The sequence below is a fragment of the Mycobacterium sp. 1274761.0 genome (assembly GCF_001668615.1).
Taxonomy (GTDB): Bacteria; Actinomycetota; Actinomycetes; order Mycobacteriales; family Mycobacteriaceae; genus Mycobacterium.
Genome location: NZ_LZMC01000086.1, coordinates 25,230 through 36,379 on the forward strand (window position 1 = coordinate 25,230; position 11,150 = coordinate 36,379).

Annotated in this window: 12 protein-coding genes; 6 read left to right on the top strand and 6 right to left on the bottom strand. The window is 68.0% G+C overall.

Features of this window, described 5'->3' with window-relative positions; translation table 11 throughout:
* Positions 1-15: 15 nt before the first annotated feature.
* Entirely contained in the window at positions 16-1,119 is a 1,104-nt protein-coding gene (locus A5651_RS18215; RefSeq protein WP_066983925.1) for a branched-chain amino acid aminotransferase, read from the top strand.
* Here the strand turns inward: A5651_RS18215 and A5651_RS18220 are convergent.
* From A5651_RS18220 to A5651_RS18235, 4 genes are read right to left on the bottom strand one after another with little or no spacing between them, the layout of a single operon-like run.
* A complete protein-coding gene (locus A5651_RS18220; protein WP_066983928.1) occupies positions 1,116-1,847 on the bottom strand; it encodes an adenosylcobinamide-GDP ribazoletransferase in 732 nt (243 codons plus the stop codon). The two genes, A5651_RS18215 and A5651_RS18220, sit on opposite strands and share 4 nt — an antisense overlap.
* Positions 1,844-2,884, bottom strand: a complete 1,041-nt coding sequence (cobT, locus tag A5651_RS18225) for a nicotinate-nucleotide--dimethylbenzimidazole phosphoribosyltransferase (protein ID WP_066983930.1) — start codon at positions 2,882-2,884, stop codon at positions 1,844-1,846. Before cobT ends, A5651_RS18220 begins: the two co-directional genes overlap by 4 nt.
* Positions 2,881-3,408, bottom strand: a complete 528-nt coding sequence (locus tag A5651_RS18230) for a bifunctional adenosylcobinamide kinase/adenosylcobinamide-phosphate guanylyltransferase (protein WP_066983933.1) — start codon at positions 3,406-3,408, stop codon at positions 2,881-2,883. Before A5651_RS18230 ends, cobT begins: the two co-directional genes overlap by 4 nt.
* A 7-nt stretch (positions 3,409-3,415) precedes the next feature.
* Positions 3,416-4,093: a DUF3043 domain-containing protein gene (locus A5651_RS18235; protein WP_066983963.1), complete on the bottom strand. Its 678-nt coding sequence runs from the start codon at positions 4,091-4,093 to the stop codon at positions 3,416-3,418.
* A gap of 23 nt (positions 4,094-4,116) precedes the next feature.
* Between A5651_RS18235 and A5651_RS18240 the strand changes: the two genes are divergently transcribed.
* A complete protein-coding gene (locus A5651_RS18240; RefSeq protein WP_066983938.1) occupies positions 4,117-5,208 on the top strand; it encodes a glycerate kinase in 1,092 nt (363 codons plus the stop codon).
* A gap of 53 nt (positions 5,209-5,261) precedes the next feature.
* A complete protein-coding gene (locus tag A5651_RS18245) occupies positions 5,262-5,633 on the top strand; it encodes an iron-sulfur cluster assembly accessory protein (protein WP_066983941.1) in 372 nt (123 codons plus the stop codon).
* A gap of 1 nt (position 5,634) precedes the next feature.
* Here A5651_RS18245 and A5651_RS18250 read toward each other — a convergent pair whose 3' ends face one another.
* On the bottom strand, positions 5,635-6,276 hold the full coding sequence (locus A5651_RS18250; RefSeq protein ID WP_066983944.1) for a hypothetical protein: 642 nt from the start codon (positions 6,274-6,276) through the stop codon (positions 5,635-5,637).
* 95 nt (positions 6,277-6,371) lie between these two features.
* Here A5651_RS18250 and A5651_RS18255 point away from each other — a divergent pair, with 95 nt between their 5' ends.
* Positions 6,372-7,346: a carbohydrate kinase family protein gene (locus tag A5651_RS18255; protein ID WP_066983946.1), complete on the top strand. Its 975-nt coding sequence runs from the start codon at positions 6,372-6,374 to the stop codon at positions 7,344-7,346.
* Between the two features lie 38 nt (positions 7,347-7,384).
* Here A5651_RS18255 and asnB read toward each other — a convergent pair whose 3' ends face one another.
* Complete coding sequence (gene asnB / locus A5651_RS18260) at positions 7,385-9,316, bottom strand: asparagine synthase (glutamine-hydrolyzing) (RefSeq protein ID WP_066983949.1); 1,932 nt, start codon at positions 9,314-9,316, stop codon at positions 7,385-7,387.
* A gap of 97 nt (positions 9,317-9,413) precedes the next feature.
* Here asnB and A5651_RS18265 point away from each other — a divergent pair, with 97 nt between their 5' ends.
* Together A5651_RS18265 and A5651_RS18270 are read left to right on the top strand one after the other, a co-directional pair.
* Positions 9,414-10,457 (top strand): cytochrome c oxidase subunit II, encoded by a 1,044-nt coding sequence (locus A5651_RS18265; protein ID WP_066983952.1) that lies wholly within the window; start codon positions 9,414-9,416, stop codon positions 10,455-10,457.
* Between the two features lie 4 nt (positions 10,458-10,461).
* The gene (locus tag A5651_RS18270; RefSeq protein WP_066983954.1) at positions 10,462-10,881 is read left to right on the top strand and encodes a cytochrome c oxidase subunit 4; all 420 of its coding nucleotides are present in this window, start codon (positions 10,462-10,464) and stop codon (positions 10,879-10,881) included.
* The last annotated feature ends 269 nt before the right edge of the window (positions 10,882-11,150 follow it).

Below are 11,150 nucleotides of genomic sequence, written 5' to 3' on the forward strand. Positions count from 1 at the left end.
ATATACAATCGGCCCATGACCGACCACCTCGAGTTCACCGTTGATCGCAACGCGAATTCGGCGAGCGACGAGGTACGTGCCGAAATCCTGGCCAATCCCGGTTTCGGCCGCTATCACACCGACCACATGGTGTCGATCGACTACGCCAAGGGCAAGGGCTGGCACAACGCGCGGGTCATTCCCTATGGGCCCATCGAGCTGGATCCCTCGGCCATCGTTCTGCACTACGCGCAGGAAGTGTTCGAGGGGCTGAAGGCCTACCGCTGGGCGGACGGATCGATCGTGTCGTTCCGCGCCGAAGCCAATGCGGCGCGGCTGCGCTCCTCGGCGCGCAGGCTGGCCATCCCCGAGCTGCCCGACGCGGTGTTCCTCGAATCGCTGCGCCAGTTGGTCGCCGTCGACGAACCGTGGGTGCCGCCCGCCGGCGGAGAGGAGTCGCTGTATCTGCGGCCCTACATTTTCGCCACCGAGGCGGGCCTGGGTGTGCGGCCCGCGACCGAATACCGCTACATGGTGATCGCGTCCCCGGCGGGGGCGTACTTCCCGCGCGGGATCAAACCCGTGAGCGTCTGGCTGTCCCATGAATACGTGCGTGCATCGCCCGGCGGTACCGGCGCGGCGAAGTTCGGCGGCAACTACGCCGCTTCCCTGCTGGCGCAGGCCGAAGCCTCCGATAACGGATGTGACCAGGTGGTGTGGTTGGACGCCATCGAACGCCGCTACGTCGAGGAAATGGGCGGCATGAACCTGTTCTTCGTGTTCGGCAGTGGCGGGTCGGCGAGGCTGGTCACCCCGGAGCTCAGCGGATCGCTTCTTCCGGGAATCACGCGAGACTCGTTGCTGCAGTTGGCTATTGACGCCGGCTTCGCGGTCGAGGAACGCAAGATCGACGTCGACGAATGGCAGAAGAAGGCGGCCGCCGGGGAGATAACCGAGGTGTTCGCGTGCGGCACGGCCGCGGTCATCACGCCGGTGTCGCACGTGAAATACGGTGACGGCGAGTTCACCATCGCCGATGGCGAGCCCGGTGAAATAACCATGGCCCTGCGCGACACGCTGACCGGTATCCAGCGTGGCACCTTCGCCGACACGCACGGATGGATGTCGCGGCTGGCCTAGCCCGCTCCTATCGCCAGGCCCACCGCGGCCATCGTCGTCGTCACCTCGATGGCGGCGCCCAGCACATCGCCGGTGATCCCACCGAACCGACGGACGCAATGCGCGACGAGGGCCGCGCTGCAGGCCAGCGCGAGCAGCACCGCCACCGGTCCCTGCCACAGCCGCGGACCGGCCGCCATGGAGGCAGCCGCGACAACGACGACCCAGGCCGCCACCACGGAGACGGGCTGACTAGCGGCCACCATCGCCCCCAGCGTGCTGCCCTCGGCCGCAGGAACCGACCGGCGACACGCCGCGACGGCGGCGACCCGGCCCGCCGCCACCGCCACGATCACCGCGACCGGGCTGAGTTCAACGAACGCCAGGCCCTGCACGACGACCGCGATGACGACCGCGGCCACCCCGAACGGGCCCGCCCCCCCGTCGCGCATCACCTGCAGCGCCCGCTGCGGCGCGCCGTAGCAGCCGAGGCCGTCGACGGTGTCGGCCAGCCCGTCGATGTGCAGGCCCCGGGTTGCGATCAGCAGCACCGCCACCGCGAGCACGCCCGACAGTGAATGGCCTGGCCCGAAGGCCCGCGATCCCGCCCACACCACCACCGCGGCCAGCGCACCCAGCGCCGCGCCGACCACCGGCAGAGCCGTCATCATCCCGCGGCCGACACCCGAGCCCGCGCGCAGCGGCAGCACCGTGCCGAACGCCAAAGCCCCTGCGAGCGAACGGATCACGACGAAACGCTGGCCTCGTCGAACGTCGCCATATCCCGAAGGGTGGCGATCGCGCCTCGCACCACGGGTAAGGCGACGGCCGCTCCGGTGCCTTCGCCCAGCCGCATCGACAGGTCGACGATCGGCTCCAGCTGCAGCTTCTCCAACGCCAGCGTGTGCGCCGGCTCGGTCGAGCGGTGGCCCGCATGCCACCAGTCCCGGGCACCCGGGGCCAGCAGCTCAGCGACCATCGCCGCCGAGGTCACCACCACACCATCGAGCACCAGCGGCGTCCGGCGCACCGCGGCCTGAGCGCAGAACCCCGCCATCGCGGCCAAATCCGCGCCGCCGCACACCCGCAACAACCCCAGCGGGTCCGCGGCGTGCCCGCGGCCCCGATACAGCGCATCGCGCACGGCCGCGACCTTGCGCGACCACCCGGCGTCGTCGATCCCGGTGCCGCGGCCCACCACCACGACGGGTTCGGCACCGGTCAGTGCGGCGATCAAAGTCGTTGCGGCCGTGGTGTTTCCGATGCCCATGTCGCCGGCGATCAGCAGGTCCGCGCCCGCATCGACCTCCTCGTCGGCGATCTGGCGACCTGCCTCGACCGCGGCCTGCGCCTCCTCGGGCGTCAGCGCATCCTCGACGGCGATGTTGCCGCTGCTCCTGCGGACTTTGTGGGCGCCGATCGCCGGAATGTGCGGCTGCTCGACGTCGACGGAGATGTCGACGACGCGCACGGTGGCACCCGCCTGCTCGGCGAGCACGTTGATCGCCGCTCCGCCGGCGTGGAAGTTGGCCACCATCTGCGCGGTGACTTCCGGCGGGAAGGCCGAAACACCGGCTGCGGTGACGCCGTGATCGCCGGCGAACACCACGACCCGGGCGCGCTGGAACTGGTTCGGCGGGCACACACCCTGGCACGCGGCGACCCAGACCGACAGCTCCTCGAGGCGGCCGAGCGACCCCGCTGGCTTGGTCAACGTGTTCTGGCGGGCCCGCGCCTGTGCGGCGACGGCATCGTCGGGCGGGCTGATCGGCGGGAAATTCGTCATGACGGCTCCTTCACCGTGACCGGCTGCCCGGCGACCACCAGCACCACCCGGTCGCACAGCGCCGCCAGCCGCTGGTTGAGTGCGCCGAGTTCGTCGGCGAACCGCCGGCCCGCAACGGTCTCGGGGACGACGGTCAGGCCCACCTCCGGGCTGACGAGAACCAACTCAGCGGCGTAGTTCCCGACGGCGCCGAGGAGGTCATCGACGTCAGCGCTCATCGAGCCGCCGTCCCAAGCCTGCACGCGATCCATCGCTGCGGTGAGCCATCCGCCGAGGTCGTCGACCAGTGTCGGCACGGAGTCTGCACGCAATTGCCTTGCCACATCGGTGGTTTCGACGGTCGACCAGTGCTGCGGCCGACGGGCCCGGTGGGCCGTCACCCGGTCGGCCCAGGCGGCGTCGTCGGCGGCGGGACCGGTGGCGATGTAGCGGACCGGCCGTTGGGCGCCAACGGAATCGGCGATGGCCGACTCGGCCCAACCGGATTTTCCCGACCGGATACCGCCGAGCACCAGAACGCGCACCAATGACTCAGGCCACGTTGTCGCCGCGGTTGATCTGCGGTCGGGGCGCACGCATCCGGCGCAGCTGGGAGGCGCGGCTGGCCGCGTAGAACCCTAGCTTCCAACTGCTTTCGGTGTGCTGCGGGAACTTCGCGTCGACGAGTCGATTCACCTTGCGGCCCAGAAAGAATCCGTCGACGATCATGATTCCCATCAGGATCAGCATCGCCGGTGAGATGAGGTACTGCACCTGCGGAACCGCGAGCATGATGAAGATCAGGGCCAGCGCTGCGGGCATGAACAGGCCCAGCACGCTGATGCGGCGCGAGTCCACGATGTCGCGGGCGTAGCGACGCACCGGGCCCTTGTCCCGCGGCAACAGATAGTCGTCGTCGCCCGCCATCATCCGTTCGCGGCGGTCGGACGTGGCCGCGCGGCGGGCGGCCTTCTCCTCACGCCGTTCCTCGCGGGACAGCTTGGCGCCCCGCAGCTCCTTACGCCTGCGCCTGGCCTCCGCGGCGGTCATCGGCGCGGGCGCGACCGGACCGCGCCGCCGCGACGCATCCCGCTTCGGCGTCGGCCTCCCCTTGGGGGGCGTCGTGCGGGAGGGCTTGGCTCCGGATTCGCTGGATTCGCCGGCCGCGGTCGCCTCGACGTCGGTGGTGTCGGGAGGCGGGTTGTCCTTCTTGCGGCCCAGCAGGTTCACGCCAGCCAGCATAATCTGCAGCGATGACCCGTTCGGACGGCCTCCGCGTGCTCGTCGCCCCGGACTGCTACGGCGACAGCCTGACGGCGGTGCAAGCGGCCGAGGCCATCGCCGAGGGTTGGCGACGGGCCCGACCGCACGATCAGCTGACGCTGGCCCCGCAGTCCGACGGAGGGCCGGGTTTCGTCGACGTGCTGGCGGGTCGCGTCGGAGAACGGCGCACCCTGCTGGTCAGCGGGCCGTTGACCGACGAGGTCGACGCCGACTGGGTGTTTGACGCCGCTGAACCGGCCACGGCCTACATCGAGTGCGCGCAGGCGTGCGGCCTGGCGCTCCTCGGCGGCCCGCCGACGGTCGAGACGGCGTTGGCCGCGCACAGCAGGGGGGTGGGGGAGCTGATCGCGGCGGCGGTCGACGCGGGCGCGCGGCGCATCGTCGTCGGGCTGGGCGGCAGCGCCTGCACCGAAGGCGGCCGGGGCATGATCGAGGCGCTCGGCACCATGGAAGCCGGTCGCGACCTGCTGGCGGATGTAGAGCTGATCGCCGCCACCGACGTCGAGCATCCACTGCTGGGACCCATGGGCGCGGCGCGGGTGTTCGGGCCGCAGAAGGGCGCCGACCCGCACACCGTCGAGGTGCTCGAGCGGCGGCTGGTGGCCTGGGCCGACGAACTCGACGCCGCGGCCGGGCGGGCGGTCAGCGAGGAACCTGGCGCAGGCGCCGCGGGCGGCCTCGGCGCGGCGCTGCTGGCACTCGGCGCGCGCCGCCAATCCGGCGCCACGGTGATCGCCGAGCACACCCATCTCGCCGACGCCGTCGCCGCCGCCGACCTCGTCATCACCGGTGAAGGCCGGTTCGACGACCAGTCGCTGCACGGCAAAGTCGTCAGCGCGCTGGCGGATGCGGCGCGCGGCATTCCAGTGCTGGTGCTGGCCGGACAGATCACGCTGCCGCAGGCCGCGCTGACCGGCGCGGGCATCACGGCGGCCCGCGCCATCGCCGACCACGCAGGATCGGTCCAGCTGGCCATCGACGACGCCGCCAATCAACTGGCCGGTTTGGCGCAGGTCACTGCTGCAGAACTCGGGAATAGCGGCATCACAAGGTACCGTTGAGCAGGTGGGCTGTCAGACGGCCCGCAACCCAAGAGCCATTCACAGGAGACGCAATGACTGTTCAGGACGAGTCGGCTGTCCAAGCTGGGGCAACCGCCACCCACGGCGTGATCCTGACCGACGCCGCGGCCGGAAAGGCCAAGGCCCTGCTGGATCAAGAGGGCCGCGACGACCTGGCGCTGCGTATCGCCGTCCAGCCGGGCGGATGCGCCGGCCTGCGCTACAACCTGTTCTTCGACGACCGCACCCTCGACGGCGACCTGACCGCCGAGTTTGGCGGGGTCACGCTGACCGTCGACCGGATGAGTGCCCCCTATGTGCAGGGCGCCACGATCGACTTCGTCGACACCATCGAGAAGCAGGGTTTCACCATCGACAACCCCAATGCGACCGGTTCGTGCGCCTGCGGGGACTCGTTCAACTGATCTAGTACTGGCCGCCGGCGCGCAGCAGGTACGAGCACACCAGGACCTGGTTGTCCTGGGAAAGCAGCTGTGCCACGGCTTGCTCCTGCACCTTCGGTGGGGGTTGCGTGCGGCTGCCCGCGGGTGTGGCCCGCATGGTGAACAGCACTTGCGCCTGATACGGCGATGAGAACACCATCTTGTCGATCGACGTCACTTCGGCGCTGCTGAACTGTTTTCTGAACGCGTCGCTGCTCAGATCGGCCAGGGCGAGGTCCGACTTCTTCTCCTTCACGGCGTCGAACAGCCCGCACAGCGTGTGCCTGGCAATGGTTTCGACATCACCGCGCTGCAGGGCGTCCAGATAGTCCTGAATGGCCGTCTGCGCCGCCGCCGTCGTCAGCCGATCCGAACCGGAGTCCTCGTCGTCGCCCGTCACCAGCACCGTCACCACCACCGCGGCCACCACCGCGGCGACGGCCACCAGCGCCGTCAGGACGGCCCGCCACCGGCGCCGCTTGGGGTACGGGATCGGTGGGGGCAGCATGCCCGGATAGATTGACGTCGCAGCGGGGTGGTCCGGGTATGTCTGGGGCGGCCCGGGATGCGGGGCAGAAGGCCCGACCGGTCCGGGGCCGTATTGGGGCGGATACGGACCAGCCATGGTAGGCAGGTTAGCGCAAGCCGCCCGCCGCCGACGGGCTCGCACGGCTCGCTAACATTATCTAGACAGCTTAAGCAATTGAAGGGTGACACTTCGTGACCATTGCGGTAACCGGATCGATCGCGACCGACCATCTCATGCGGTTTCCGGGCAAGTTCTCCGAAGGGCTGTTGCCCGAGCACCTGCAGAAGATCTCGGTGAGCTTTTTGGTGGACGACCTTGTCATCCACCGCGGCGGTGTCGCGGGAAACATGGCGTATGCCATCGGGATTCTCGGCGGGGACCCGACGCTGGTCGGCGCCGTCGGCAAGGATTTCGACGACTACCGCAGCTGGCTGACCAGCCACGGCGTGGACTGCGACAGCGTGCTGGTGTCCGACTCGGCCTACACGGCGCGGTTCGTCTGCACCACCGACCAGGACATGGCCCAGATCGCGTCGTTCTACCCCGGCGCCATGTCGCAGGCCCGCGACATCAAGCTGGCCGACGTGGTCTCCCGAAGGGGCACACCTGATTTGGTGATCGTCGGCGCCAACGACCCCGATGCGATGTTCCTGCACACCGAGGAGTGCCGCGCCCTGGGGCTGGCGTTCGCCGCCGACCCGTCGCAGCAACTGGCCCGCCTGACCGGCGAGCAGATCCGCCAGCTGATCGACGGCGCAACATACCTATTCACCAACGATTACGAATGGGACCTGCTGTTGCAGAAGTCCGGCTGGTCGGAGGCGGAGGTGATGAGCCAGATCCAGATGCGCGTCACCACGCTGGGCGAGAAGGGCGTCGACATCGTCGGGCGCGACGGCACTTTCATCCACGTCGACGTGGTGCCCGAGACGCATAAGGAAGACCCGACCGGAATTGGCGATGCGTTCCGCGCCGGCTTCCTCACCGGGCGCGACAAGGGCCTGTCCATCGAGCGGGCAGCGCAGCTCGCCTCGCTGGTGGCGACCCTGGTGCTCGAGGCGCCCGGTCCGCAGGAGTGGAGCTGGGACCGCGACGCAGGCATCACGCGGCTGGCCGACGCCTACGGCGCCGAGGCCGGCGACGAAATCGCTGCTGCCTTGGCATGATTCACGGCTCGCCGTGGAGGCATGATTCACGGCTCGGGTCACAGCTGCACCGGGTAGGCGGGCTCGCTGATCGTCGGCGAGACGCTGCCCTCGACGAAGATCGCGTGCCAGAGCATGAAGATCAGCACCGTCCACAGCCGCCTGCTGTGATCGATTGCACCGCTTCGGTGTTCGTCGAGCATGGCACGGACCGCCGCGATGTTGACCAGTTCGCCCGCACCTGACGACCCGACCAAAGTGTAGGCCCAGTCCAGCAGCTCGCCTGCGCGCAGCCAGTGTCGGATGGGCACCGGGAAGCCGAGCTTCGGCCGGTTCAGCACGTGCGGCGGGATGACCGGCTCCAAGGCGCGGCGCAGCGCGTACTTGGTGGTGGATCGCGTGATCTTCTGGTCGAAGGGAAGCCGGGCCGCCACCGCGAAGACCTCGGGGTCAAGGAACGGCACCCGCAGCTCCAGAGAATTGGCCATCGTCATCTTGTCGGCCTTGACCAGGATGTCGCCGCGCAACCAGGTGAACAGGTCGATGTGTTGCATGCGCGCCACCGGATCCCAGCCTTGGGACTCGGCGTAGACGGGGGCCGTGACGTCCGTGTGCGTCCACTCGGGGCGGAACACCGGCAGAACGGCCTGCAGTTGCGCGTCGGAGAAGCTACGGGCGTTGCCGTAATAACGCTCTTCGAGGGTCTGACTTCCCCTGTGCAGCAGGCTCTTCCCGCGCATTCCCTGGGGCAGCGGCGCCGATACCTTGGCCATCGACCGGCGCAGCGGACGCGGAAGGTAATTGAAAGGCTTGAGCGACAACGGTTCCCGGTAGATCGTATATCCGCCGAACAACTCATCGGCGCCCTCACCGGACAGCACGACCTTGACGTGCTTACGTGCCTCGCGGGCGATGAAGAACAACGGCACCAGCGCCGGGTCGGCCACGGGTTCGTCGAGATACCAGACGATCTCGGGCAGCGCTTCGACGAACTCGGCCTGGTTGACCACCTTGGTGACATGCCGGGCGCCGATGGCCTCTGCCGAAGCCACCGCGACGTCGATCTCCGAAAAGCCCTCCCGCTCGAAACCGGTGGTGAACGTGATCAGGCGCGGGTTGTGGCGCATCGCCAGCGCCGCGATCGCGGTGGAGTCGATGCCGCCCGACAAGAACGCACCGACGGTGACGTCGGCGCGCATGTGCTTGGCCACCGAGTCCTCGAGCACCGCCGTGATCTCGTCGTATCGCGCCTGATCGGAGCCCGTTGCGAACGGCTTCGCGCTGAACTTCGGGACGAAATAGCGGGTCACCGCGGGCCGCTCGCCCTGACGCACCTTGGCGTAGCAGCCGGACTCCAGCCGTTGCACCCCGCGGTGCAGAGTCTCGGGTTCCGGCACGTACTGCAGCACGGTGTAGTGCTGAACGGCGCGCTGGTCGATGCCGATGTCGACGGCGAGTTTGTCGGCCAACTCGAGCAGGCATTTCTTTTCGCTGCCGAACGCGGTGCCGCCCGCGCCGGTGGCCATGTACAACGGCTTGATGCCGAAGGGGTCACGCGCGCAGATCAATTCACGTTCGATGGTGTCCCACAGCGCAAATGCGAACATGCCGCGCAGCCGGGTCAGTGCGTCGGTGCCCCAGTAGTGGTAGGCGGCGATGATCGCCTCGCCGTCACCGTCGGTGTGAAACACCGCCCCGTGCCGGTTGGCAAGTTCCTCACGCAACTCCAGGTAGTTGTAGATCTCGCCGTTGAAGACGAGCACGTAGCGGTCGGGGGAGTCAGGCGGCCCCCAGCGCAGCGGCTGGTGGCTGTGGGCGATATCGATAATCGAGAGCCGGTTGAAGCCCAGCACGACGGCGTCGTCGTGCCAGGTGCCGGGCTCGTCGGGGCCGCGATGGCGCATGAGGTGCGAGGCGCCGGAGACGGCGTCGACGAGACCTTCCGAGACATCGGCGGACGGGTCAGTCAGCAGGGCCAGCAGTCCGCACACGGCGCAAGTATGCCGAGGTGTGTCGAGACCAGCACTGCGGGGTGGTCTACGCTGCGTAGTATTCGGCTTGTTCGACCGACTTCTAGGAGGCTGCGACGTGACACCTCGCGGACGCTGGGTGGTGGCACGGAGAGCGGCACTGGCAGTTGTCCTTGGTGCTTCTGCGCTGCTGCTCAGCGGGTGTAGCTGGTCGACGGTGCTCGGCCTCGGCTGGCCCGACGGCATCACGCCGCAGGCACATGTCAACCGGGAACTGTGGATCGGTTCGGTAATCGCCTCCCTGGTCGTCGGCGTGATCGTGTGGGGCCTGATCTTCTGGTCGTCGGCGTTTCACCGGCACAAGAAGGGCGACACCGAGCTGCCTCGCCAGTTCGGCTATAACATGCCGCTGGAGTTGGTGCTCACCGTCATTCCGTTCCTGATCATTTCGGTGCTCTTCTACTTCACCGTGGTTGTGCAGGAGAAGATCCTGCATAAGGAACCCAACCCCGAGGTGACGATCGACGTCACGGCTTTCCAGTGGAACTGGAAGTTCGGGTACCAGAAGGTTGCCTTCAGCGACGGGACGTTCAACTTCGAGGGCGCCGAGCCGCAACGAAAGGAAGCGGTCGCGGCGGGCCCCGAGGGGCTGGAGGGCGAGCACGGCGGTGAAGCCGGCTCCGAGCACGGGATCGGTGCCAAGCAGCAAAACCGCGACTACCTGAACTACGACAAGGTCGAGACCCTGGGCTCCAGCAACGAGATCCCGATCCTGGTGCTGCCCGTCGGCAAGCGCATCGAGTTCCAGATCGCCTCCGCCGACGTGATCCACGGCTTCTGGGTGCCGGAGTTTTTGTTCAAGCGCGACGTGTTGCCCGACCCGAAGCCCAACAACTCCGACAACGTCTTCCAGGTCAGCGAGATTCTCAAGACCGGCGCGTTCGTGGGGCGCTGCACGGAAATGTGTGGCACGTACCACTCGATGATGAACTTCGAGGTGCGTGTGGTGGAGCCCAACGACTTCAAGGCCTACCTGCAGCAGCGCATGGCCGGTAAGACCAACGCCGAGGCATTGAAGGCCATCAACCAGCCTCCCACGGCGGTCACCACGCATCCGTTCGACACCAGGCGCGGGGAACAGGCGCCGCAGGCGAGTAGGTAAAACCATGCATATCGAAGCCCGGCTGTTCGAGTTCCTGACCGCGTTCTTCATCCTTGCGGCCATCGTCTACGCCACGCTGACCCAGCTGTTCCAGTACGGCGGCGTCGAGTGGGCGGGCACCACTGCGCTGGTGCTGACCGCAGGGCTGACCTTCATCACGGGCACCTTCTTCCGGTTCGTGGCCCGGCGGCTGGACACTCGGCCGGAGGACTACGAGGACGCCGAGATCAGTGACGGCGCCGGGGAACTGGGCTTCTACAGCCCGCACAGCTGGTGGCCGATCATGATCGCGCTGTCGGCCTCCGTCGCCGCTGTCGCGATCGCGCTGTGGCTGCCGTGGCTGATCGTCGCCGGTGTCGTGTTCGTCCTGGCCTCCGCCGCGGGATTGGTCTTCGAGTACTACACCGGCGCAGAGAAGCACTAATTCAAGGTCACATCTGGGCGTCAGTTGGCCCGCTACCGCGGTGGGCGCATCCGATCTGCTCATCGGTTTGGGTAGTGTTGCCGAGGCCGTGTTAATCGCTGTCAGCCGCTTGCTGTCGCGCCGATGAAGTTGGAGAAGGATAGGCGTAAATGAGCGGGCCGAATCCCCCAGGGTCGGGCTCCGGTGAGTCGGACGAGCTGGATCAGGAACCCGGTGAGCTGACCGCCGAGGAGGACGTCAAGGATCCGACCGGCGAGACCGAGGTGCGG

Coding starts and splice junctions, on each gene's coding strand:
- A5651_RS18215 (WP_066983925.1), top strand. CDS start 16: ATGACCGACCACCTCGAGTTCACCGTTGATCGCAACGCGAATTCGGCG.
- cobT (WP_066983930.1), bottom strand. CDS start 2,884: ATGACGAATTTCCCGCCGATCAGCCCGCCCGACGATGCCGTCGCCGCA.
- A5651_RS18240 (WP_066983938.1), top strand. CDS start 4,117: ATGACCCGTTCGGACGGCCTCCGCGTGCTCGTCGCCCCGGACTGCTAC.
- A5651_RS18245 (WP_066983941.1), top strand. CDS start 5,262: ATGACTGTTCAGGACGAGTCGGCTGTCCAAGCTGGGGCAACCGCCACC.
- A5651_RS18250 (WP_066983944.1), bottom strand. CDS start 6,276: ATGGCTGGTCCGTATCCGCCCCAATACGGCCCCGGACCGGTCGGGCCT.
- A5651_RS18270 (WP_066983954.1), top strand. CDS start 10,462: ATGCATATCGAAGCCCGGCTGTTCGAGTTCCTGACCGCGTTCTTCATC.